19 protein-coding genes and 1 pseudogene are annotated in these 22,764 nt (G+C 71.5%); 12 read left to right on the top strand and 8 right to left on the bottom strand.

Annotation, left to right across the window (positions count from 1 at the left end; translation table 11 throughout):
• Positions 1–97: 97 nt before the first annotated feature.
• Both ACIBO2_RS33995 and ACIBO2_RS33990 read right to left on the bottom strand, forming a co-directional pair.
• Positions 98–5,560: a carboxyl transferase domain-containing protein gene (locus ACIBO2_RS33995; protein ID WP_358543092.1), complete on the bottom strand. Its 5,463-nt coding sequence runs from the start codon at positions 5,558–5,560 to the stop codon at positions 98–100.
• Between the two features lie 174 nt (positions 5,561–5,734).
• On the bottom strand, positions 5,735–6,898 hold the full coding sequence (locus ACIBO2_RS33990) for a Cmx/CmrA family chloramphenicol efflux MFS transporter (RefSeq protein WP_358543095.1): 1,164 nt from the start codon (positions 6,896–6,898) through the stop codon (positions 5,735–5,737).
• A gap of 410 nt (positions 6,899–7,308) precedes the next feature.
• Here ACIBO2_RS33990 and ACIBO2_RS33985 point away from each other — a divergent pair, with 410 nt between their 5' ends.
• Positions 7,309–8,811: a helicase HerA-like domain-containing protein gene (locus tag ACIBO2_RS33985; RefSeq protein ID WP_358543098.1), complete on the top strand. Its 1,503-nt coding sequence runs from the start codon at positions 7,309–7,311 to the stop codon at positions 8,809–8,811.
• 29 nt (positions 8,812–8,840) lie between these two features.
• On the opposite strand, the gene ACIBO2_RS33980 is transcribed toward ACIBO2_RS33985, so the two are convergent.
• The 3 genes from ACIBO2_RS33980 to ACIBO2_RS33970 form a co-directional block, all read right to left on the bottom strand.
• Positions 8,841–9,209, bottom strand: a complete 369-nt coding sequence (locus ACIBO2_RS33980) for a barstar family protein (RefSeq protein ID WP_358543101.1) — start codon at positions 9,207–9,209, stop codon at positions 8,841–8,843.
• A gap of 7 nt (positions 9,210–9,216) precedes the next feature.
• Positions 9,217–9,630, bottom strand: coding sequence for a ribonuclease domain-containing protein (locus tag ACIBO2_RS33975; protein WP_397302172.1), 414 nt, complete (start codon positions 9,628–9,630; stop codon positions 9,217–9,219).
• Between the two features lie 114 nt (positions 9,631–9,744).
• Entirely contained in the window at positions 9,745–10,749 is a 1,005-nt protein-coding gene (locus ACIBO2_RS33970; protein WP_358543108.1) for a WYL domain-containing protein, read from the bottom strand.
• A 61-nt stretch (positions 10,750–10,810) separates the two neighbouring features.
• On the opposite strand from ACIBO2_RS33970, the gene ACIBO2_RS33965 reads away from it, so the two are divergent.
• From ACIBO2_RS33965 to ACIBO2_RS33950, 4 genes are all read left to right on the top strand, one after another.
• Positions 10,811–11,428 carry a DinB family protein gene (locus ACIBO2_RS33965; protein WP_397302169.1) on the top strand — a complete coding sequence of 206 codons (618 nt, stop codon included), beginning with the start codon at positions 10,811–10,813 and terminating at the stop codon, positions 11,426–11,428.
• Between the two features lie 6 nt (positions 11,429–11,434).
• Positions 11,435–12,610 (top strand): winged helix DNA-binding domain-containing protein, encoded by a 1,176-nt coding sequence (locus ACIBO2_RS33960; RefSeq protein ID WP_358543113.1) that lies wholly within the window; start codon positions 11,435–11,437, stop codon positions 12,608–12,610.
• 166 nt (positions 12,611–12,776) lie between these two features.
• Positions 12,777–13,091 carry a hypothetical protein gene (locus ACIBO2_RS33955; RefSeq protein WP_397302165.1) on the top strand — a complete coding sequence of 105 codons (315 nt, stop codon included), beginning with the start codon at positions 12,777–12,779 and terminating at the stop codon, positions 13,089–13,091.
• Positions 13,091–13,357, top strand: coding sequence for a hypothetical protein (locus ACIBO2_RS33950; protein ID WP_397302162.1), 267 nt, complete (start codon positions 13,091–13,093; stop codon positions 13,355–13,357). The genes ACIBO2_RS33955 and ACIBO2_RS33950 overlap by 1 nt, the downstream gene beginning before the upstream one ends.
• 9 nt (positions 13,358–13,366) lie before the next feature.
• Here ACIBO2_RS33950 and ACIBO2_RS33945 read toward each other — a convergent pair whose 3' ends face one another.
• Positions 13,367–13,900, bottom strand: coding sequence for a TetR/AcrR family transcriptional regulator (locus ACIBO2_RS33945; protein WP_397302558.1), 534 nt, complete (start codon positions 13,898–13,900; stop codon positions 13,367–13,369).
• 20 nt (positions 13,901–13,920) lie between these two features.
• On the opposite strand from ACIBO2_RS33945, the gene ACIBO2_RS33940 reads away from it, so the two are divergent.
• From ACIBO2_RS33940 to chrA, 5 genes are all read left to right on the top strand, one after another.
• Positions 13,921–15,021, top strand: coding sequence for an FAD-dependent monooxygenase (locus tag ACIBO2_RS33940; protein ID WP_397302159.1), 1,101 nt, complete (start codon positions 13,921–13,923; stop codon positions 15,019–15,021).
• Positions 15,022–15,059: 38 nt separating this feature from the next.
• Complete coding sequence (locus tag ACIBO2_RS33935) at positions 15,060–15,785, top strand: ArsR family transcriptional regulator (protein WP_358543125.1); 726 nt, start codon at positions 15,060–15,062, stop codon at positions 15,783–15,785.
• A 48-nt stretch (positions 15,786–15,833) separates the two neighbouring features.
• Positions 15,834–16,226 (top strand): VOC family protein, encoded by a 393-nt coding sequence (locus ACIBO2_RS33930; protein WP_358543128.1) that lies wholly within the window; start codon positions 15,834–15,836, stop codon positions 16,224–16,226.
• Positions 16,227–16,288: 62 nt separating this feature from the next.
• Positions 16,289–16,924: a TVP38/TMEM64 family protein gene (locus tag ACIBO2_RS33925; RefSeq protein WP_358543131.1), complete on the top strand. Its 636-nt coding sequence runs from the start codon at positions 16,289–16,291 to the stop codon at positions 16,922–16,924.
• Positions 16,921–18,126, top strand: coding sequence for a chromate efflux transporter (gene chrA, locus ACIBO2_RS33920; protein WP_358543134.1), 1,206 nt, complete (start codon positions 16,921–16,923; stop codon positions 18,124–18,126). Before ACIBO2_RS33925 ends, chrA begins: the two co-directional genes overlap by 4 nt.
• Before the next feature lie 51 nt (positions 18,127–18,177).
• On the opposite strand, the gene ACIBO2_RS33915 is transcribed toward chrA, so the two are convergent.
• Both ACIBO2_RS33915 and ACIBO2_RS33910 read right to left on the bottom strand, forming a co-directional pair.
• Positions 18,178–19,371: an alpha/beta hydrolase family protein gene (locus tag ACIBO2_RS33915; protein ID WP_397302154.1), complete on the bottom strand. Its 1,194-nt coding sequence runs from the start codon at positions 19,369–19,371 to the stop codon at positions 18,178–18,180.
• Positions 19,372–19,665: 294 nt separating this feature from the next.
• Positions 19,666–20,157 (bottom strand): annotated as a pseudogene (locus tag ACIBO2_RS33910) (ATP-binding cassette domain-containing protein); the annotation flags it as partial.
• 133 nt (positions 20,158–20,290) lie between these two features.
• Here ACIBO2_RS33910 and ACIBO2_RS33905 point away from each other — a divergent pair.
• Together ACIBO2_RS33905 and ACIBO2_RS33900 are read left to right on the top strand one after the other, a co-directional pair.
• Positions 20,291–21,667: a sensor histidine kinase gene (locus tag ACIBO2_RS33905; protein ID WP_397302151.1), complete on the top strand. Its 1,377-nt coding sequence runs from the start codon at positions 20,291–20,293 to the stop codon at positions 21,665–21,667.
• On the top strand, positions 21,667–22,326 hold the full coding sequence (locus ACIBO2_RS33900; RefSeq protein ID WP_358543919.1) for a response regulator transcription factor: 660 nt from the start codon (positions 21,667–21,669) through the stop codon (positions 22,324–22,326). Before ACIBO2_RS33905 ends, ACIBO2_RS33900 begins: the two co-directional genes overlap by 1 nt.
• The last annotated feature ends 438 nt before the right edge of the window (positions 22,327–22,764 follow it).

Below are 22,764 nucleotides of genomic sequence, written 5' to 3'. Positions count from 1 at the left end.
ACTGGGCCGACGCGGTTGCGGAGGACTAACCCCGTGCCAACGCTGGGCTGACGCGGCCGCGAAGGCCCGACGCGGGTCAATGCCGGGCCAACGCGGGCTAACGCAGACGCGACTCGATGGCCTCGATGATGCGCGGGCGGAGTTCGGCGGCGCGGATGACGGCGTCCACGGAGCCGACCTCGACCGCGCGCTGGATGTTGTGCACCCGGTCGAACTCCGTGGCCACCTCACCGAGCTTCTCCGCGCGGACCGACGCGCGGAGCTCGTCGAGCTCCGCGGTCAACGCGGCGCGCTCGGTGCCGGCGGCGGCCGCGGTGCGCGCCTCCAGGTCCCGTACGCGCGGGTCGGCCGCGGTGCGGACGTTGACGTCGCCGGAGAACACCACCGCGGCGGCGGGGGCGCCGCCGAGCACCGAGGCGAACGAGCCCTCCAGCGCGAGCACGGTCATGTTCGGGTTCAGGGCCTTGGAGAACACCACGAACGCGCCACCGTGGTAGCGCGAGATCACGCAGAACACGATGGGCCCGCGGAAGTTCACAATCGCGCGGCCGATCTCGGCGCCGTACTCCAGCTGCAGCTTCCGCATCGACTCCGGCGAGCCGTCGAAGCCCGACAGGTTCGCCAGCACCACCAGCGGCCGGTTGCCGCTGGCCGCGTTGATCGCCCGCGCGGCCTTCTTCGACGAGCGCGGGAACAGCGTGCCCGCGGTGTAGGTGTCCGGGCCGTCGGTGGGCGGGAACCCGCGCCGCGGCACCGCCCGTGACTCGATGCCGAGCAGGCACACCGGGATGCCGCCGAGATGCACGTCCTGCACCGCCGCGGTGTCGGCGTCGGCCATGCCCGCCCAGCGTTCCAGCACCGGGTGGTCCTGGTCGGACAGCGCCCGCATCACGGTCCGGATGTCGAACGGCTTCTTGCGGTCGGGGTTGGCCTCGGTGGAGAAGATCTCGCCGACGGTGGTGAAGTCGCTGTCCGGCAAGGAGTGCGGGAAGTCGGAGATGTCGCGCTCGACGGGGTCGGTGGTCTTCGCCCGCCGCGGCCCCTGCTCGCCGGGCGCGACGTAGGTGTGGTCGTAGTACGACATCAGCACGTCCCGCGCGGCGGCCAGGTTGGGCGCCCAGTACTGAGCCTGCCCGTTCGGGCCCATCACGCGGTCGTAGCCGCCGATGCCGAAGTTGTCCTCGGCCGACACGCCACCGGAGAAGTCGAGCGACTGCTTGCCGGTCAGCACCATCGCCGAGTCCGGCGTCATCACCAGGATGCCCTTGGTGTGCATGAGCATCGTCGCCTCGGCGTTCCAGTAGGGCTGCGCGCCGACGTTGATGCCCGCGACCACGATGTTGATCTCGCCGCCGTCCTGGGTGAACTCGACGATCCGCTTGAGCGCCGCGGCCACCCAGTCCATGTTCTCGGTGCCGGACTTCATGGAGATCCGGGCGCCGGCCGACAGCGCGTACCACTCCAGCGGCACCCGCATCCGCTCGGCCAGGTCCAGTGCGGCGATCACGCGGCGGCACTCGGCCTCCGACAGCGCGCCGAGCGACTTGGTCGGGTCGCCGAGCAGCAGGACCCTGGTGACGCCCTGCGGGTGCCGGCGGGTCGGCGTGGTGATCACGCCCGCGACGATCGCCGCGGTGTTGCGCCCCTTCGGCCGCTCGACCGGCACCAGCGCGTGGTCGTCGTCGAGGTCGTACTCGGCGAAGTCGCCGAGCCGGCCGGTCAGTTCGTACGGGTAGACCGTGTTGCGGCTGCTGGCCCGCAGCACCTTCTGCCGGTAGTCGTCGAGCGGCTCGACCGGCTCGTCCGACGGCTCGCCGATGGTCAGGTCGGTGCCACCGGTGGCGTCGAAGGTGATGCGCACGGCCATCTTCGTCAGCTCGCCGGTCGTCCGGTCGCGCTGCCGCGCGATGAACAGGATCTCCTCCAGACCGGCGCCCACGGTCGTCGGCCGCACGCGCGCGGCGATCATCTCGATCTCGGCGCGGGTGATGCCGCTCGGCGGCCAGACGTAGACCACGATCCGGTTGGTGTTGAAGCGCTTCTCCGACGGCCGCCGCGACTGCGCGCGGCGGATGGAGTCGAGGCAGGTGGCGATGGTGTCCTCGGCCGTCGGCAGCGCGACCAGCCGGCCGTCGTGCTCGCGCAGCTCGGTCAGGTCGCGCACCTGCGCGAAGGCGACGAGGCGGTCGTCCGACGGGTTCTCCCGCGCCACGCACTGGAAGAGGTAGACCTCCTCGTCCGAGGACGGCAGCCGGGTCAGGTCGAACTTGCTCAGCCGCTCCAGCTGCATCCGCTGCGCGATGTACGGGTGCAGGCCGCGGATCAGCCGCTGCTCGGTCATCCCGGTGTCCGACGGACGGAAGGTGAAGTGGTGGTGCATCACCGTGCCGCCGCTGCCCGCGACGGTGGCGGTGAGCCTGCGCACCTGGCTCGGCAGCGGGTGCGCGCTGACGACCTCGTGCAGCGCGGCCGCCATCGCCTCGGAGCCCTCCGGCTGCCTCTCCCAGGCGAGATAGATGTCGGCGTCGACGGCGTCCTCGCCGCTCACCAGCTCCGCGAGCCCGCGCAGCGCGCTGCCCAGGTCCTCGAAGGCGACCGCGGAGGAGACCACGCGGGAGCCCGCGCGCTCGGCGACCACGAACGTGCAGCCCGCGGCCTGGCTGGTGCGGACGCCGGTGAGACCCTTGTTGCCGTAGTAGCGCCGGGTCAGCACCTCCAGCATGATCGCGTTGTCCAGGTCGTCGCGGGTGAGCCGCTGGCCGAGCAGGCGTACCAGCGGCTCGGTGGTGCGTACCATCTCGGCGATGCGCTCGGCGCGGTCCGGCGCGTCCGGGTGCGCGTCCAGATGGCGCAGGTGCTTGCGCACGTCGGAGTAGACGCGGGCGCGGTTGCGGCGCAGCAGCGGCTGGGCGAACCAGGCGAACACCACGCCGCGCGCGAGGTCGGAGACCACGGGGAAGCGGACCTGGGTCGCGGCCAGCAGCCGCTCCAGCGCGAGACCGGCGGGCTCGCGCAGCGTCTCGTCCGGCGGCGACTCCCGCAGCCAGGCGCGCAGCAACGTCGTGACGACCGCGGCGTCGGCGGACGCGCGCTGCTGGGCGAGGAAGATCCGGAACACCGCGGCCTCGAGCTCGGGAGAGCGCTCCAGCTCGGTGACGCCGTAGTGCCCGAGCGCCTTGGCGAGCTTGGCCTGGAAGGCCGCCGGCAGCCCGGCCCGCTCGACGTCGAGGCTCTGCAGGTAGGTGTGGAAGTACTCGCGAGCGCTGTAGACGTGGCCGGCGCCGCCGTCCTCGCCCGCCGGCCGGTTGCGGCTCAGCTCGGCGAGGTCGGCGAACACCTCGACGAGGGCGAGCTCTTCGGCCAGCGGCCGATGGCCCTCCTCGGTGGCCGCCCGGCGCGCTGTGAGGTAGTCCTCGAGCACCCCGCCTTCGTCGTGCGGGTCGACGTCGAAGCCCAGCAGCAGGCTGCGCAGGTCCTCCTGGCCGCGCGCGGCGCGCTTCCACGCCGGGATCTCGCCCGGCGCGGCGGGCAGGTCCAGCTCGACGGACGCGGCGGCCGAGGTGCTCGCGGCCTCGGCGGCGTCGTCGGCGAGCGGCTCCAGCCGCAGCAGCGGCGCACCGGTCTCGACCTGGCTGCCCACGGAGACGACGCACTCCTTCAGCCGCGCCTTGAACGGCGCCCGCAGGACCGTCTCCATCTTCATGCTCTCCAGCACCAGCACCGGAGCGCCCGCCTCGACCTCGGCGCCGACCTTCAGTGGCGTGGCGACGACCAGCGCGGGCGCGGGGGAGCGGACGACGCCGCCCTCGTCGCGGCTGACCCGGTGCGTCACGCCGTCCACCTCGACCAGGTGGATCGGCCCGTGCGTGTCGGTGAGCAGGCGGTAGGGGGTGCCGTTGACGATGATCCGCCCGGTGTGCCGGTCGAAGCGCTCAAGCTCGACGTCGGCGGTGCGGACGTCGTCACCCGCTTGGACGCCGACGCGGAAGCGGTGCGCGCCGACCCGCGCGACGCGCACGCGGTAGCCGGCGCCACGCAGCTTGAGGTCCAGCGGCCGGCCGCTCTCGTGCTGCACCTGCGGGCGGCCGCCGAACGCCGTGGACAGCAGCCGCTGCCGCTCGGCGCGTTCCTCCTCCTCGTACGCCTCGATGGCGGCGGCCGCCAGCGCGACGGCGGAGTGCCGGTGGGAGACGAGCCTGCCCTGGCCGCGGACGCGGTCGATCCAGCCGGTGTCCGCGCTGGCGTCGATCACCTCGGGCTGGTCGAGCAGGTCGAGCACGAAGCTCTTGTTCGTCGCGCCGCCCTCGATGATCACAGTGGTCTGCGCCATGGCCCGGCGCAGCCGGCCGAGGGCCTCGTCGCGGTCGACGCCGTACGCGATGATCTTCGCGATCATCGAGTCGAAGTCGGCCGGGATGGTGTCGCCCTCGCTGACACCGGTGTCCACGCGGATGCCCGGCCCGGCGGGCAGGTCCAGCCGCGCGATGCGGCCGGGGGAGGGGGCGAAGTCGCGGTCGGGGTCTTCGGCGTTGAGCCGGGCCTCGACGGCGTGCCCGCGCTCCACCGGCGGCGCGCCGTCGAGCCGGCCGCCGGATGCCACCCGCAGCTGCGCCTTGACCAGGTCGAACCCGGTGGTGGACTCCGTGATCGGGTGCTCGACCTGCAGGCGGGTGTTGACCTCGAGGAAGGCGAACAGCTGGTCACCGGGGTGGTAGAGGAACTCGACGGTCGCCGCGCCCCGGTAGTCGACCGCGACGGCCAGCCGTTCGGCCGAGGCCTTGAGCTCGGCCGTCTGCGCGGGGCTGAGCACCGGCGAGGCCGACTCCTCGATGACCTTCTGGTTGCGCCGCTGCACCGAGCAGTCGCGGACGCCGAGCGCCCACGCGGTGCCCTGGCCGTCGGCGATCACCTGGACCTCGACGTGCCGGGCGCCGGTGACCAGGCGCTCCAGGAACACCACGCCGCTGCCGAACGCCCGCGCGGCCTCCTGGCTGGTGCGCTCGTAGGCGTCGGCGAGCTCGGCCTCGTCCGTGACCACGCGGATGCCGCGCCCGCCGCCGCCCGCGGTCGCCTTCAGCATCAGCGGGTAGCCGATCTCGGCCGCCGCCGCGAGGGCGGCGTCCAGGGTCTCGACCGCGCCGCGGCTCCACGGCGCGACCGGCACGCCGACCTCCTCGGCGAGCAGCTTCGCGCCGATCTTGTCGCCGAGCCGGCGCATGGCCTCCGCGCTCGGCCCGACGAAGGTGACGCCGATCTTCTCGCACAGCTCCGCGAACGCCGGGTCCTCGGCGACGAACCCCCAGCCGACCCACGCGGCGTCGGCCCCGGTCTCCACCAGCGCGCGCTCCAGCGCCTTCAGGTCGAGGTACGGGCGCTCGGACGCCGGACCGAGATCGTAGGCGAGGTCGGCCTCGCGCACGAACGTGGCGGCGCGGTCGACGTCGGTGTGCAGCGCGACGGTTTGGATCGGTGTCGCGGTCTCCGCGGCCAGCTCCCGGACTGCGTGGATGAGCCGCATCGCGGCCTCACCACGGTTGACGATGGCGACACGACTGAACACCCGACCGAGCCCTCCTGTTGACTGTGCGCGCCTTCCCTGTGGCACCCCCCGCACCTGTACAGCCTTGCCTCTGCCGGCTCGTAGGGAAATGTCGCAGAGGGAGCACACCAAGGCTCCACAGTTGTAGGGAACGACCAAAAGCACGCGTGCGCGAGCGCGCCAGGTGGCCCTAGGTTACCGTGCGGCCACCACAGCGTGACGCCGTACGGCCTCGGCGAGGCCCGCTGCGGCGAACGCCGCCGCCACCAGCACGGCGCTGACCCACAGAGGCGAGTGGTAGCCGAGCCCGGCGGCGATGGTGGCGCCGCCGATGGCGGGACCGGCCGCCGCGCCCACGTTGAGGGCCGCGGTCGCGAAGGAGCCGCCGAGCGAGGGCGCCTGAGCCGCCGCGTACAGAACCTGGGCGATCAGCGTCGAGCCGACGGCGAACGACAGGGTCCCCTGGACGAAGACGAGCAGCAGCGTGGCGACCGGGCTGCCTGCCGTGGCGGCGAAGAGCGCCCATCCGGCGAGCAGGGCGATCCCGCCCGCGATCAGGACCAGCGTCGGCCGCGTGTCGGACAGCCGCCCGCCGATGGTCACCCCGGCGAACGACCCGAGACCGAACAGCGCCAGCACCGCCGGCACCCAGCCCGGCGAGAAGCCGCTCACGTTGGTGACCAACGGGGTCAGGTACGTGAACGTACAGAAGGTGGCGGCGTTCACCAGCGCGGCCAGCGCCAGCACGACGAGCAGACGCGGGCCGCGCAGGGCCCGGAGCTCGCGCCCCGCGCGGGGGTCCACCGTCGCCGGTGCGAGGTCCGGCACCGATCGCAGCACGGCGAAGACGGCCGGCAGGGAGATCAGGGCCACGGCCCAGAACGCCGACCGCCAGCCGAACGTCTGACCGAGCGCGGCACCGGCGGGCACCCCTGCGATACAGGCGAGCGTGATGCCGCCCAGCAGGATGGAGGTGGCCCGCCCCTTGGCGTTCGGCGCGACCATGCCGGCCGCGGTCGCGAGCCCCACGGCGAGGAAGCCGGCGTTGGCCAGCGCTCCGAGCACCCTGGTCACCAGGAGCACCGAGAAGCTGGAGGTGAGCGCGCCGGCTACGTGCACGAGCATGAACGCGACCAGGAAGACGAGCAGCGCCCGTCTACGTGGCCAGCGCATACTGAGCACCGCCATCAGCGGCGCTCCCACGATCATTCCCGCGGCGAAGGCGGACGTCAGCGCGCCGGCGGCCGGGATGGACACGTTCAGTTCAGCGGCGATGTTCGGAACCAGTCCGGAGAGCATGAATTCGGACGTTCCTTGGGCGAAGACCGCCAGTCCGAGGATGTAGATGGCGAAGGGCATGAGCGAAAGACTCCAGGCCGCGTTGAAAGGGCATCACAGGACGACGCGGCGCGCACCAGCGCTCAGCAAGGGGCGCTACCGCGTGAAAGGAGGGACCAGGTCCGGCACCACGACAGGGGCGGAATTCCTGGAACGAATCAGTCCGTATGACGGTGATCCGGCGGCGGGAGTGACGAAAGGGCGCGCAGGCCTCAGGGGGCGGCGCTGCCGCGTGACATCACGAGAAGCCACCGGAAGAACCGGTGGCTAGCGTCTTGACGCCTCAGGACTGGACATTGGCCCCACGATAGTCAAAAGTCACAGAACTCGTCCACCGCATAATCGCTTTTGCCCAGACGCGGGTTTTTCGCACCTGGGAAGTGAGCATGATGCGCACGACCCCTCGGTGGACGTCCGGAGGGGGAGAAGCGATGAAGGGGTACGACTTCGAGGGAGCGGCACTGGAGCTTGGTGCCCTGGTACGCGAGGACGGCACCGCCGACTCCGCCGAGCGGATCCGCATCCCCCTGAGCATGCTGAACCGGCACGGACTGGTCGCCGGCGCCACGGGAACCGGAAAGACCAAGACCCTCCAGCTCATGGCGGAGCAGCTCGTCGCCCAGGGAGTCCCGGTCTTCCTCGCCGACATCAAGGGCGACCTGTCGGGCCTGGCCTCGCCGGGTACGGCCTCCGAGCGCGTCACCCGGCGCGCCGCCGAGGTGGGTGAGACCTGGCAGCCCGCGGCCTGTCCGGTGGAGTTCTTCTCCCTGGGCGGTCTGGGAGACGGCATCCCGATCCGCGGCACCATGACCGCCTTCGGCCCGACCCTCCTGGCCAAGGTCCTCGGGCTCAACGAGACGCAGGAGTCCACACTCGGACTGATCTTCCACTTCGCCGACAAGCAAGGGCTGCCGCTGCTCGATCTCAAAGACCTGATCGCGGTCATCCGGTATCTGACCACCACGCCGGAGGTGCTGAGCGGCATCGGCGGGCTGTCGGCGGCGACGGCCGGGGTCATCCTGCGCGCCTTGACCAACTTCGAGGCGCAGGGGGCGGAGGCGTTCTTCGGCGAGCCGGAGTTCGACGTGCGCGACCTGCTCCGGGTGACGCCGGACGGTCACGGGGTGATCTCCGTTCTCGAGCTGCCCGCCGTACAGGACCGGCCGCAGCTGTTCTCCACCTTCCTGATGTGGCTGCTCGCCGACCTGTTCCACGAGCTCCCCGAGGTGGGGGACGTCGACAAGCCGAAGCTCGTGTTCTTCTTCGACGAGGCGCATCTGCTGTTCGACGATGCGTCCAAGGCGTTCCTGCAGTCGATCGCCCAGACCGTACGGCTGATCCGGTCGAAGGGCGTGGGCGTCTTCTTCGTCACCCAGACGCCGAACGACGTGCCGACGGACGTGCTGGCCCAGCTGGGCGCGCGCGTGCAGCACGCCCTGCGCGCCTTCACCCCCCAGGACGCCAAGGCGCTCAAGGCCACCGTCTCGACCTTTCCCTCGTCCTCCTACGACCTGGAGCGGCTGCTCACCGAGGTCGGTATCGGTGAGGCCGTCGTGACGGTCCTGTCCGAGACGGGCGCGCCGACCCCGGTTGCCTGGACGCGCCTGCGCGCCCCTCAGACGCTCATGGGACCGTCGAGCCCGGACGTGGTCCAAGGCGTCATCGCCGCCTCGCCGCTTCAGCCGAAGTACGGTACGGCGGTCGACCGCCAGTCGGCTTACGAGATCCTGTCCGCGAAGCTGGCCGAGCCTCCCAAGGGCCCAGAAGCTCCGCGCGAGCCGGAGCGGGCCAGGCAGCCGGAGCCGAAGCAGTCCATGCTGGAGCGGGTGCTGGAGTCGAAGGAGTTCCAGTCCCTGGCGCGGTCGGCGGCCTCCAGCCTCGGCCGGGAGATCACCAGATCCATCTTCGGCACCGCCCGTCGCGGGCGACGCTGAATCAACGCACGCGGACCGGGCCCGAGGTTTCAGGCCAGTGCGGCGGCGACCCGCTGCCGGAGCAGGGCTTCGTGGCCGGGGTCGGTGCACAGGGTCGTGGTCAGCCCCGTCTTGGCCGCGTCGGCGAGCACGGCCAGCAGGGTCGCGAGCTGCCCGGGAGGTTCGGCACTGAGCAGTTCCTCGGCATGCCCGACGATCAGGGTGACCGCGCCGACATCGCGCAAGGAGTCGGTCAGCGCGTCCCAGTTGCGGCCGAAGTGGCCGGGGAGGCGCAGGGCGCGTGCCACCTCCTCGAAGAAGGCGGCACGCGTCCGGCAGGCCCGCCCATCCACCAGCGCCGGCGCAGGGTCGGTGGACACTGTCAGCCAGTGCGGCGGCGGATGTGCGGCGGCGGTCATGGCGGTCCTAGAGCCGGTAGAAGTCGGTGTAGTGGTTGGGGGAGAACCACGTCACACCGCTGCTGCGGTTGACGACGATCCGGTACGCGTCACGCGCGGCACCCCGCGCCCGGGAGTACACGTCGTACTCATAGTAGGTGGCGCCGCTGGGGAGCTGGCCTTCCCGGTTGTAGAAGCGCCCGCCGGTGTAGTTGTACCTGCCGTCCGTCCAGGTGTACCAGCCGCTGCTGGTGGGGTAGTTCTTGGCAGCCCAGATCGAGTTGGCCGAGCGTGCGTCGGCGCAGCGGGAGATGGTGCAGGAGTTGTAGACCGTGGCGTTGGCTGGGGTGATGCCGACCAGGCCGACGAGGGAGGTGATGGCGGCGAGGACGACGGTCAGTCGTACCGGCCAGGAAGGGCGGGGGCGCGGCTGTGTGTGCACGAGGCCTCCTTCGGGGGGTGACAGACATGGTCATGTTCGCCGCTCAACTCAGGTCAAATCAAGGCAAAGAATGCCAAGGGAAAGGTGAACACTTCGCGGACGGCTCCTGCTCAATCACTCTGTACCCGGCGGGGCGGCTATGTCGGTAGCCGCGCCGGCATAACGGCGGGCCAGGCGCGCGAAGGCGTCCTTGAGCTCGGCCGGGCCGACGACCTCGATGTCGGCGTCGAACCTGCCGAGGACGGCGGCCAGGTCGGTCCAGGACCACGAGCCCACGACGAGCCGGCAGCGGTTCGGGCCGAGCTCCTCGACGACTCCGTCGTGAGTGAAGCGGGAGACGGCGGCGGCTGGTAGGTCGAGGATCACCTCGCCGCGACAGGGCCAGTTGCCGGCGCCGTCGAGGCCCCGGAACTTGCTGGTCACGAAGGCGACCAGGTCGCCTCCGGGCAGCTCGCGCGGGGTGAAGCGGGGCCCTGCGGGGGTGCGCGGGGTGATCCGATCGGCGCGGAAGGTGCGCCAATCCTCGCGGTCGAGGTCCCAGGCGACGAGGTACCAGCGCCCGCCCCACGTGACGAGATGATGGGGCTGCGCCCGGCGCGGCGGGGTCGGCACGCCGTCGTCGTCCACACCGGGCGGGTAGTCGAAGCGCAGCACCTCCCGGGCGTGGACGGCGGCGCTGATCGCCATGAGGACGCCACTGTCGACCTGTGGGCCCGGTCGGCGCGCCGGCCGCTCGACGGCGGTGATCTGGAGGGTGTCGATCCGGTGGCGCAGCCGTGCGGGCATGACCTGCCGGACGGTGTTGAGCGCGCGCGCTGCGGCTTCCTCGATGCCCGCCCCACTGGAGGTGGCGGCGGTCTGGAGCGCGATGGCCAGAGCGACGGCCTGCTCGTCGTCGAACAGCAACGGGGGCAGCTCCGCGCCGGCGTCGAGCCGGTAGCCGCCGTCGGGCCCCTTGAAGGCCAGGATGGGATAGCCGAGCTCACGCAGGCGGTCGACGTCGCGGCGTACGGTGCGCGGGCTGATCTCCAGCCGCTCGGCCAGCAGCGCCCCCGGCCATTCCCGGCGCGTCTGGAGCAGCGAGAGCAACGACAGCAGTCGCGCGGAAGTCTTCGGCATGACCTCATTTTGCCCGGAGAAGAGGCCACTCCCTGTCCGCTTCCTCTGCGACTGTTGTCGCATGCCAGACAACGACAACGACTCGAAGGGCCCGAACGCCGTGACCGCCACCACCACACCCCCCGCGACCCTCGACGCCGAGCGGAGCGACCTGCTCGCCGCGATCGCGACCGCGCGATCCGCGGTGACCAACGCCGTCCGCGGGCTCAGCGACGAGCAACTCGGCGAGCGCCCGACGGTCAGTGAGCTGTGCCTGGGCGGGCTGGTCAAGCATGTCGCGTCCATGGAGGATACGTGGCTGCGCTTCGTGGTCGACGGCCCGTCGGCGATGAGGTACGGCCTGCCCGAGGGTGTCACCTGGGGCGACATCGCGGCCGGCACCGCACGCGAGATCCCGCAGTGGATGATCGACCACCAGAACGAGTTCCAGATGCTGCCCGGCGACACGCTGGCCGGGATCCTGGCGAGTTACGAGCAGGTCGCCGCCCGCACCGCGGAGATCGTCGCCGCAGTCCCCGACCTGTCGGCGACGCAGCCGCTACCGGAGGCACCCTGGCACGAGCCGGGCGCGGTGCGCAGCGTGCGCGCGGTGCTGATGAACGTCATCGCCGAGACCTCCCAGCACGCCGGGCACGCCGACATCCTGCGCGAAACGCTCGACAGTCAGAAGTCGACCTGAGCGGCGATGACCATTCTGGACACCCGGGCGCTCAACCGCGCGACGCTCGCCCGGCAGATGCTGCTCGATCGCGCCGACGTGCCGGTGCTCGACGCCGTCGCGCACCTGTGCGGCCTGCAGGCGCAGGAGCCGCAGGAACCGTTCGTCGGGCTCTGGTCGCGGTTGCGGGCGTTCGACCCGGCGGCGCTCTCGGACCTGCTCATCCGGCGGGGCGTGGTGCGTACCCACCTCATGCGCCGCACCGTGCACCTCCTGACCGCCGACGACATCCTGGCCTGGCGGGGCCGCCATGACGCCATGCTGCGTCAGCGCGTACTCGGGACCTATCGCCGCGAGCTCGCCGGGGTGGATCTCGACGAGCTCGCGGCGGCAGGACGGGCGGTGATGGCCGACGACGAGCCGCGCTCGATGAGCGAGCTCGCGCGGGCGCTGGCCGAACGCTGGCCAGAGCCGGGACCGCGGGCGCTGGGCGAGATGCTGGTCGCCGCGCTCATCCCGATGGCGCAGCTGCCGCCGCGTGGGGTGTGGCGTGCGCGGGCGGGAGTACGCAACGTCCTGCTCTCCTCCTGGCTGGGGCGCGAGATCGACTCACCGGCCCGGAACGGCTCCGATCCGAATGGCTCCGATTCGGTCGGCTCGAATCGGGCCGGCTCGAATCGGGTCGGCTCTGATCCGGTCGGCTCCGATCCGGTTGGTGAGGCGCTGGTGCGGCGCTATCTGGCCGCGTTCGGTCCGGCCGCCTCGGCCGACATACGGGCTTGGTGCGGCCTGGCCGGCCTGCCGGCCGCGGTGGCCGCGATACGAGAGGAGCTGGTCACCTTCCGGGACGAGCGCGGCCGGGTCCTGCTGGACCTCCCCGACGCGCCGCGCCCCGACCCGGACACTCCGGCCCCGGTACGGTTCCTGCCGGCCTTCGACAACGCGCTCCTCGGTTACCACGACCGCGGCCGGATCATCGACGACGCCCACCGCCTCCTGTCGGTCGCCGGGGCTCGCGTTGTCCTGGTCGACGGCCGGGTCGCCGCGACCTGGACTGTCCAGGCGGGCACCGTGATCGTCACCCCGCTGGGTGGCTTCTCCCGAGCCGACCGAGCTGAGGTCGGCGAGCAGGGGCAGGAGCTGGCGGCGTTCCTGTCCGACGGCGAGAGCGACCGCGTACAGATCGACGTGTCTCCTCGCTGACCGCTACACCCGCGAGCCGCTTCTCCTGAGCCCGGGAGAGGGCTCAGGCGACGCGCGGGTGTAGCGTCTGACCAGACGAGTCGATCATGAAGGAGGCCTCCCGCTGGAACCGCGCGGTGCGCGGCCGGACATGTCCCAAGGTGGGCGTCTCGGCAGATACGGCGCTGTGGCGAGCGCGCTGGCGTCGCGCAGTGACCGGCAGCTCGCCGAGTCGCTGCGGCAGGCGCGGGAGCTCGGCTCGGGGATAGGTGGCACCTCCGCGTTATTGGACGTCGGCGGCGTGCCGGTCTTCGCGAAGCGGGTGCCGCTGACCGACGTGGAGCGCCAGGCGGACAACGTGATGTCCACGGCGAACCTGTTCGGGCTGCCCCCGTTCTGCCAGTACGGAGTCGGCTCGCCGAGCTTCGGCGCCTTCGACCTGTCCGCCCGCGAGAGTGGATTTCTGGCCGCAACGCGACGCATGACACCGGTTACGCGCTGATGCAGCTGGTCAACTGGCTCGTCACCAACATCTGCGGGGTGGCGGTGCCACGAGAGGGCGGGCCCGTGCGGCGCAACGCGTACATCCGCGCGTGCGCGGCCGGTGCGGACCCCGCCGGTGCTCCGCCGGCCGTCGCCGCGGTGATCCGCCGGTACGCCCCTGTCGCGGCAGTCATGAACGACTTCTACTGGGAGTTGTTCGGCATCGATCGCACGACGCCGTACCCGGCGGAGAAGGTCGAAGGCGTCCTGAGCGCGCTGCGCTGAGCGACCGCCTCATCGCCGGTCCTCGGGTACGGCACAGCCGTGCACCATGACCTCGACCACGTTCTGGACGGCTTCCCTGCTGACGCTCCCCGGCGGCGCGGCGACCAGGGTGAACAGCGCACCCCCGTAGAGCGCTATCAGGGCCGGGATCCTCTCGCGCGGGATGGTGAGGCCGAGCTTGTCGTGGTGGCCGGCGGTGAGTAGCGACGCCGTGTCCAGCAGGCTCGCGAGTGCCGAGGCGAGCACCGGTCGGCGCGCGGCCTCCATCTGCAGTTCGAAGATCGCCACGTAGCGGTCGCGCAGGGTGGTCGCGGCGGTGAGCAGCGATTGCGTCCACAGGTCGACCAGCGTCGTGGGCTGCTCGGTGGCGCGGTCGATGGCCTGGTCGGTGTCGGCGTGATGCAGGTCGACGATGCGCTCGGCGGCGGCCACCAGCAGTGCTTCCCGGCTGCGGAAGTAGTTCGAGGCCGTTCCTGGTGGCAGGTCCGCCTGCTTCTCCACTGCGCGGTGGGTCAGCCCATGTACGCCCGAGGACGCCAGCAGCTCGATGGCGGCAGGCGGCGGTGGGGCTGCATCGCGTGGGCCACGAGGTGACGCTCTTCGAACGCGGCGCGGAGCTCCGGGAGGCGGGCACCGGGATCGTGGTCATGCCCAACGGGCTCCGCGCGCTGGAGGCGCTGGGGCTGGCCGGCGATGTTCGCGGGCACGTCATGCGGGCGACTCATTGCGGATTGCGGGACCGGCGGGGACGGCCGCTGCTGGTCACCGACCTGACCCAAGCGCAGAAGGAGATCGGGACGCCCGTCATGATCGAACGAGCGGAACTGCACCAGGCGCTACGCGCCCCGCTACGCCCCGAGCTGGTGCGCACCGTGACCCTGGTCGAGCGCCTGGAACCCGACCCCACCGGGGTGACCGTGATCAGCGACGGCGGCCCCGTCACCAGAGCGGACGCGGTGATCGCGGCCGACGGCATCGGCAGCAGGCTGCGCGCGCAGCTCTTCCCCGGCCATCCCGGGCTGCGGCGGACCGGCCGGCTGGACCTGCGCGGCATGCTGCCCCGCCCTCCCGGTCTGGCGCCGGAACTGCTGGCCAGCCAGCTGGTCGACCGTCGCAGCGGGGCGATGTTCGGCCTTTTCCCCGTCGGTGAGGACCGCCTGTACTGGTTCACCGACTCCCTCCTGAACGGCACGCCGCCGCCCGACGCGGGCGAGGCGCGCAAGCAGATGCTGTCCTTGATGGCCGACTGGCACCCTCTCGTCACGGCACTGATCGAGGCCACCCCGCCCGCCGACATCTATGTCGACCCGATCGCCTGCCTGGCCGAACCCCTGCCCTCGTACGCGGCCGGCCGGATCGCGCTCCTCGGCGACGCCGCGCACGCCATGTCACCCGACCTCGGCCAGGGCTCCAGCCAGGCCTTCGAAGACGCGGCCGCGCTGACCCGCCACCTGACCGGCGCCGAACCGGTGGACGTCGCCCAGCGGCTCCTGCGCTACGACGCCGAGCGCAGGCCCAGGGCCAACGGCATCATGCGGGGGGCGTCCCGGCAATCGCGGCTGACCTCCCAGACCGGCGCCGCCGCCTGGCTGCGCGACATGTTGCTGCGCGCCGTGCCGTCCCGGATGGCCACCCGGCAGCTCGCCGCCCTCTGGCACGCCTGAGAAATCGCATCAAAACAGTTTGATGTATTGTCGAGTACGTGGCGACGTCCGATCGAGTGCCGGTTCCGCTGCTGATGCGCATGGCGGCGCACCCGCTGCGCTGGGCGCTGATGACCGAACTGGCATCCAGCGACCGCCGCGTACGGGAGCTGGTCGCCGCCGTCGACGAGCCGCAGAACCTGGTGTCCTACCACCTGGGCCTGCTGCGTACGGCGGGGCTGGTCGTCGCGCGGCGCAGCAGCTTCGACGGCCGCGACAGCTACTACCATCTCGACCTGGCCGGCTGCGTAACCGCGTTCAGCGACGCCGCCATCGCCCTGCATCCGGCGCTGGTGCCCACGGACCGTGGGCGGCCGAGGGGCGGCTCGGTGTTGTTCCTGTGCACCGGCAACAGCGCGCGTTCCCCGATGGCCGAGGCGCTGCTGCGGCGCCGAGTCGACGGCGTCGAGGTCACCAGCGCGGGCAGCCATCCCGCAGCGCGGCTCCATCCGAACACGGTGCGGGTCCTGCGCGAGGACTACGACATCGACCTCGAAGCCCGGCGGCCGCAGTCGCTGGACGAGGTCGCGGGGCGGCGCTTCGACTACGTGATCACGTTGTGCGACAAGATCCGCGAGGTCCCTCGCGACCACGGATCGGCCGCCACGACGCATTGGAGCCTGCCCAACCCGTCCGACGCCGCGGACACCGACAGCGCGACCTACCCGGAATTCCGGCGTGTCGCGAAGGAGCTCGATACCCGCATCAGATTCCTGCCTCTGTAAGCACGCACAACGCTTGCGTGAACATGAACACGACAAGGAGACCTGACCATGACGACCTCACCGACCGAACTGGCCAGCGTCCGCTACCTCAACGACGACGTGCGGGCCGCTGTCGACTTCTACACCACCCACCTCGGCTTCAGCGTCGCCTTCGACGCCGCACCCGCCTTCGCCGACGTCAGGCGCGGTGCGCTGCGGCTGCTCCTGTCCGGCCCGACCACCTCCGGCGCCCGCGCCACGCCCGATGACGCCGCCACCGCCGGCCGCAACCGCATCCACCTCATCGTCGACGACCTCGACGCCGAGATCGACCGGCTACGCGCCGCTGGACTGACCTTCAGAAGCGAGCCGGTGTCCGGTCCCGGCGGGCGCCAGATCCTGCTCGCCGACCCCGCTGGTAACCTCATCGAACTGTTCCAGCCCGCCCCGAGCCCCGCGTAAAACTGAAAGCACCTTCCATGCTGATACGCCGCCGTGCGCTCCGTACTCCGAGGCTGATCGGGATGGTCGTGCTTCTCGCGGCGTTCGCGACGATCGCGCTGTTCGTCCCCTATCCGGACGCCGAACAGATCCGCGACTGGGCACGGGCCGCCGGTCCGTGGTTCCCCCTCATGTTCTTCCTCACGCATGCGCTGGTGACCATCGTCTTCCCGCGCTCACCGTTCTCCCTCGGCGCCGGACTCCTGTTCGAGCCGGTGACCGGCATCGCCATCGCGATCTCCGCGACCTTGGTGAGCGCGGCGCTGGCCTTCCTGCTCGCCCGCGCGATCGGTCGCGACGCGGTCGCCGCGCGGTTGACCCACCCGGCGGTCGCGGCGGTCAACCGGCGCCTCGCCCGTCGTGGCTGGCTCGCCGTCGGGTCACTGCGGCTGATCGGTCCGGTTCCCTTTCCGCTGGTCAACTACTGCGCGGGCGTGTCGTCGGTCCGGCTCGTGCCCTTCCTGATCGCCACGGCCGTCGGTGTGGCTCCCGGCACGATCGCGGTCGTCCTTCTCGGTGACGCGCTCACCGGACGTACCGATCCTGCGCTGGTCGTCGTCACCGTGATCTGCGGTGCGATCGGGTTGGCCGGCCTGCTGGTCGACGGTCGCCTCGGCGTCGAGCAGCAGGACGCGGAAGATCCGGCCGGGGCCAAGTGAGCCAGGACGAGCCCGGAGCGCACGGGCAGGACCCGGCGGCGGCCCGGCGTCGGCTGCGTGAGGTGACGCTGGTGTTCCTCAAGCTGGGCATCATCGCCTTCGGCGGCCCGGCGGCGCACACCGCGATGATGCGCGACGAGCTGGTACGCCGCCGCGGCTGGGTCAGCGACCAGCGGTTCGTGGACCTGATGGGCGCCACCAACCTCATCCCCGGCCCCAACTCCACCGAACTGGCCATCCACCTCGGTTACGACCGGGCCCGCTGGCGCGGCCTGATCGCCGCCGGGGTGTGCTTCATCCTCCCGGCCGCGCTTATGGTCACGGCACTGGCCTGGGCGTACGTCACCTACGGCAGCACGCCGGCGGCCGAGGGTCTGTTGTACGGCATCGTCCCGGCGGTGATCGCGATCATCGCGCACGCGCTGTTCGGCATGCTGCGCACCGTGGTCAAGACCGTCTGGCTGGGCGTGCTGGCGGTCGCCGCACTGGCCGCGTACCTGCTGGGCGTCAACGAACTGCTGGTGCTGGCGGCCGGGGCGGCGCTGGCCGCCACGGCCCGAGCCCTGCGCCGGCCGCCGGACCGGGGCGCGGCCCACGGGGTGCTCGCGGCTCCACTGCTGACGTTCGGCGGGTCCCCGGTGATCGGCGGGTTGCCGGTGTTCGGCGACCCCACGGGCGGCCAGCTGCTTCAGCTGTTCGCCACCATGCTGAAGATCGGTTCGGTGCTGTACGGCAGCGGCTACGTGCTGCTGGCCTTCCTGCGCGGCGACTTCGTCGACCGGCTCGGCTGGATCACCAACCAGCAGCTCATCGACGCCGTGTCGATCGGCCAGGTCACCCCCGGTCCGGTGTTCACCACCGCCACCTTCGTCGGCTACATGATCGCCGGGCCGCCGGGCGCGTTCCTGGCCACCGTGGCCATCTTCCTGCCCTCGTTCGTCTTCGTCGGCCTGCTCACCAAACTCACCGACAAGCTCCGCTCCAGCGAGTGGACCTCCGCCCTGCTCGACGGCCTCAACGCCGCCGCCCTCGCCCTCATGGCAGGGGTGTCCTACGAACTGGGCCGGACCGCGATCATCGACCCGCTCACCGCGCTCATCGCCGTGGTCACGCTCGTACTGTTGTGGAAGACGCGGCTCAACAACGCCTGGTTCATCGCCGGCGGCGCCGCCATCGGCATCGCGCACGCCCTGCTGTTCTGACTCCCGGTCCCGCCCCGCCATGTGCGCGGGGCGGGACCGACGCTGAGCGAGTCAGGGATTGTGGAAAGCGACCTCGGGGTTGGCCGATGACGGCCCGCTGAGCAGCGGTTGCTTCTTGCCCTTCAGGTGCAGGTCGAAGAAGGCGCCGACGTAGGCGCGGGTGAGCTCGAGGGAGCGTTGCGGCGACAGCTCGTCGGGAGCTGACATGCCGACCGCTTTCTGCAGGATGGTCAGGTCGGTGAAGCCGGTGTGGCTGGTATGGGCCACGGTGAGCCAGCGCTTCCAGCCGCTCATCTTGGGCCAGCTCGCATCCCAGGTGTCGTCCTTGCCGGGGACGTGGTCGGCCTGGCTGCCCAGCAGCAGGAAGGGCCGGTCGAGCGTGACGGCGGGGTGGAAGGTGCCGTCCAGGTTCACTCCAGCCCGTACGCGCTTGTCGACGGCCATGGTGGCGGCACTGGCGTCGCCGCCGAGGGAATGGCCGGCCATGCCTATCCGCTTGGGAGCGATCATGCGGGACTTCTCCCAGGCGGGGTGCCGGCCGGCCAGCTCGTCGATGACGAAGGAGACGTCCTTGGTCCGGTTCTTGGTGATGGTCGCCTGCCCGCCTTCCGGAGGTTTGGGCTGGTCGCACAGAGGGGCGCAGGTGATGATCTGCCCGTCGGGCAGGGTGGTGCCGGAGGACTCGTAGGCGTGGTCGACCAGCGCGATGACATAGCCGCGGCTGGCCAGGTCTTCGGCCAGGAAGGTGAGGCTGGCGCGCGGGAGGCCGAGGCCGGGGGAGAGGACGACGAGTGGATACCGGCCGCGCTTGGCGAGCGCGCCGGTGTGGGCGTAGGTGCGGGTGGCGCTGACGGTCTCGGGAGGGAGTTCGACGCCGGGTGCCTTACGCCGCAGCAGCGAGGCGGCCTCAGCGGTGGTCATGTAGGGGGCGGGGTCGCCGGTGGCGGAGCGGGCGGGATAGTACATCGACACCATGAGCCGGCGCGGGCCCGAGTCGGGCACCCAGGGGTCCTTACGGCTGCTGTCGACCAGGTACAGGATGTCGCGACCGACCGCGTCGGGGCCGGTCGGGCGGGGGAGTTCCAACCGGACGGCGGTGGGGGCCGGTTTTCCGGACACGGTCGCGGTGAGGGCCGGGTTTCCGGTCGCGGTCGCGGTTGTCGTGGTGACGGCCACCGCGATCAAGGTAAGGCAGGCCGTCAACGGAATGGCCAGCAAGCAGGTCCGAATCGACTGCACTGTCATGCGATTTCTCCTCATTAGGGCGCTCATACGTCACGCCGACGTACGACGATCAAGGTCACGACGGCGGCGGCCAGCGGCCAAAGCGCGAAGGCAGCCCAAGAGCCGGCCACCGTCGGCAGAGCGGGGTCGTCACGGAGCTGGGGCAGGCCCAGGCAGGTACGCCAGACGTAGAAGGGGACCAGGGCGTACAGGTCGTTGAGCCACTGGTGGACATTGGGCTGGAAGAAGGTGGGCAGGATGACGAGCGCGGCGCAGACCGCGACGACGGCGGCGGCGGTGTGCCGCAGCAGCGCGCCGATCCCCAAGCCGGTCAGCGCCGTTGATCGGCTCGTCGAACAGCAGCACGGGCGGGTTGCCCAGCAGAGCGGCGGCGATGCCGAGCCGCTGGCGCATACCGAGCGAGAACCCGCCGATCCGGCGGCGCGCCGCTCCGGCCAGGCCCACCTCCTCCAGCACCTCGGCCACCCGGCGGCGGGGCAGGCCGTTGCCGACCGCCAACGCGCGCAGGTGAGCGGCGGCGGTGCGGCCGCCATGGACGTCGCCCGCGTCCAGCAGCGCGCCGACATGACGCAGCCCGGCGTGGTGGCGGGCGAAGGGGCGGCCGTCGATGGTGGCGGCGCCCGCGGTGGGGCGGTTCAGGCCGAGGATCATGCGCAAAGTGGTGCTCTTGCCGGCGCCGTTCGGGCCGAGGAACCCTGTGACGTGCCCCGGTCGTACGGCGAAGGTGAGGTCCCGCACCGCCGTCACCGCGCCGTAGCGTTTGGTCAGTCCGTTGACTTCGATCACCCGGTCAACGCTGTCGCAGCTCGCAGACGCGCCGCATCTGGCCGTGGGCCGGTTTCCGCGGCGCGGGGGTGGCCTGCGGGCATACGCCCACAGGCCGATGCCCGGCCCGAAGCGGGTGACTACGATCGGCCGGGTGCGCGACAAAACGCCCAGACCGCCACTTTGGTCACGGTTGCCCTCCGGCATGCGGGCGCTGCTCATCTGGGGCGGCGTCGCGGCCCTGGTGCCCCTGCTGTACGCCGTGACGCTGACCGACGGTGAAGACCTGTTCCCCGTGGGGGCGGCGCATGCGGGGTTCACCGTCGCCATGGCCGTCCCCTTGGCCTGGGCACGGCAGCGGCCTGCCACGGTGCTCGCGCTGCTGCTGGCCGAGATCGTCGTGGCGACGTCCCTGGGTTATCCGGCCCAGGGGGTCTGGCCGCTCTTCCCGGCGGCCGACGTCATGGTCTGCCTCCTCACCGCCACCCGATCGCGCCGCGCGGGCCTGGCGGCGGCGGTCGTCGCGTTGCTGGTGCAGCAGACGGCCTGGCAGCTTGACCTGCTGCGCGACGGCCTGCGTGCCTCGGCGCCGGGCTTCCTCGCGCTGTCGCTCCTGCTCGGCCTGGCGGTCTTGGTCGCCTGGCTGGCCGGGATGTTCATCAGGCAGCGGCGCGAGTACGACCGGGCGCTGCGCGCTTACGCCGAGGCTCGGGCGGTCACCGACGAGCGGCTGCGCATCGCGCGAGAGCTGCACGACATGGTCGCGCACAGCATCGGCATCATCGCCATCCAGGCCGGCGCGGGCGCCCGGGTGATCGACAGCCGACCGGATCAGGCGCGCCAGGCGCTGGACGCGATCGAGGACACCAGCAGGCAGACGTTGAAGGGGCTGCGGCACCTGCTCGGCGTGCTCCGCACGACCGAGCGCGGGCATCCCGGCCCGACCGAGCGCGGGCATCCCGGCTCGGCTGGGCGCGAGCTTTCCGGCCCGGCCGGGCGCGGGCGCCCTGGCCTGGCTGAGCGTGGGTATTCCGGCCTGGCTGAGCCGGCTGCTCCCGTGGGACTGGCCGACGTCGACCGGCTGGCCCAGACGACCATGGCCGCCGGTGTCCGCGTAGAGGTTCGCCGGCACGGAGAGCCACGCCCGCTGCCCGCCGCCGTCGATCGGTCCGCTTTCCGCATCATCCAGGAATCGGTCACCAACGTGCTCCGCCATGCGAGCACGGACCACTGCCGGGTCGTGATCGACTACGGGAAAGAGGAACTACGCATCGACGTCATCGACGACGGACACGCTGCTCTCTGTGAGGGCGACAGGCACGCCCTTGCCGGTGAAGAGGACGGGCATGCCGCTGTCTGCGAGGGCGATGGGCATGGGATCGTCGGCATGCGCGAACGGGTCGCCCTGTTGAACGGATGCCTCAGCGCGGGCCCCCGGCCAGATGGCGGTTTCCGCGTCACCGCACGCCTGCCGCTCGCGCCGAGCGGCCTCGGCCAGGACACGGACATCGACCTGGTGGAGGCCCGGTGATGATCCGTATCGTGCTCGCCGACGACCAGCCGCTGATCCGCGCGGGCTTGCGCATGGTCATCGATGCCGCCCCCGATGTCGAGGTCGCCGGAGAGGCCGGAACCGGAGCTCAGGCCGTCCAGCTCGTCCGCCGGCTGCGCCCCGACGTCGTGGTCATGGACATCCGCATGCCGGGCATGGACGGCATCGAGGCCACCCAGACCATCCTCGCCGAGTCCCAGACCACCCGTGTGATCATGCTGACCACGTTCGACGACGACGACAACGTCTACGCCTCCCTGCGCGCCGGAGCGAGCGGATTCCTGGTCAAGGACATGGCGTTGGACGACATCCTGTCCGCCGTCCACGTCGTCGCCGCCGGAGACGCACTGATCGCCCCCAGCGTCACCCGCCGCCTCATCGAGGACTTCGCCCGTGGTCCGGCCCGCGCCCCGTCTCCCGAGGCGCGGCGGCTCGCGGGCGTCACCGAACGCGAGCACGAGGTGCTGGCCCTGGTCGGGGGTGGCCTGTCCAACGCCGAGATCGCCACCCGGTTGCACATCAGCCCTGGCACCGCCAAGGCACACGTGGCCAGCCTGCTTGCCAAGCTGAGCGCCCGTGACCGAATACAGCTGGTCATCATGGCCTACGACGCGGGCCTGGTGTTCCCGTCCCGTTGACAGGCCGGCCTGCTGCCGTCCGGCGGGTTCACGACGGACGTCAGTTGACAGGCCGGCACCCCTGCCGGGCGGCGAGTTCATGACGGACGTCAGCGCTACCTCGGGGGCAGACGGCTCAGGAGTCGGACCGCGGTCGCCGTCTCCTCCTGACTGCGGACTGACTACGGACTGACTGCGGACGAAGTTTCGCGAGCAACTCGCCGCCCGTTCTTGTTCGACGAGCCGCTACCTTCGCCGACGGCTGCGGCCTGGCGCGGTGTCGGCGAAGCGATGGCCGGCGGGCTCTGCAATGGCGCGTGCCGGGACGGCGACACGGCGTTCCGAAGCTGTCCGTCGCTCTGCGCATTCCTTCCGGCGAACCTGGGGGCTCGGGCCCGACCGCAAGTGCGCCCGGGGGTTGCCGGCTCGGCCGCGGATGCCGTACCCGCAGCCCACCCT

This window comes from Nonomuraea sp. NPDC050022 (assembly GCF_044460705.1).
Classification (GTDB): Bacteria; Actinomycetota; Actinomycetes; order Streptosporangiales; family Streptosporangiaceae; genus Nonomuraea.
Note: the sequence above shows the minus strand (reverse complement) of the source record. Positions and strands in the feature narration are given on the sequence as shown.

Excerpts from the sequence above, each read along its gene's own strand:
- ACIBO2_RS33990 (WP_358543095.1), bottom strand. The coding sequence starts at position 6,898 with ATGCCCTTCGCCATCTACATCCTCGGACTGGCGGTCTTCGCCCAAGGA.
- ACIBO2_RS33900 (WP_358543919.1), top strand. The coding sequence starts at position 21,667 with ATGATCCGTATCGTGCTCGCCGACGACCAGCCGCTGATCCGCGCGGGC.
- ACIBO2_RS33930 (WP_358543128.1), top strand. The coding sequence starts at position 15,834 with ATGACGACCTCACCGACCGAACTGGCCAGCGTCCGCTACCTCAACGAC.
- ACIBO2_RS33960 (WP_358543113.1), top strand. The coding sequence starts at position 11,435 with ATGACCATTCTGGACACCCGGGCGCTCAACCGCGCGACGCTCGCCCGG.
- ACIBO2_RS33950 (WP_397302162.1), top strand. The coding sequence starts at position 13,091 with ATGCAGCTGGTCAACTGGCTCGTCACCAACATCTGCGGGGTGGCGGTG.
- ACIBO2_RS33985 (WP_358543098.1), top strand. The coding sequence starts at position 7,309 with ATGAAGGGGTACGACTTCGAGGGAGCGGCACTGGAGCTTGGTGCCCTG.
- ACIBO2_RS33980 (WP_358543101.1), bottom strand. The coding sequence starts at position 9,209 with ATGACCGCCGCCGCACATCCGCCGCCGCACTGGCTGACAGTGTCCACC.
- ACIBO2_RS33970 (WP_358543108.1), bottom strand. The coding sequence starts at position 10,749 with ATGCCGAAGACTTCCGCGCGACTGCTGTCGTTGCTCTCGCTGCTCCAG.
- ACIBO2_RS33925 (WP_358543131.1), top strand. The coding sequence starts at position 16,289 with ATGGTCGTGCTTCTCGCGGCGTTCGCGACGATCGCGCTGTTCGTCCCC.
- ACIBO2_RS33915 (WP_397302154.1), bottom strand. The coding sequence starts at position 19,371 with ATGACAGTGCAGTCGATTCGGACCTGCTTGCTGGCCATTCCGTTGACG.
- ACIBO2_RS33965 (WP_397302169.1), top strand. The coding sequence starts at position 10,811 with ATGCCAGACAACGACAACGACTCGAAGGGCCCGAACGCCGTGACCGCC.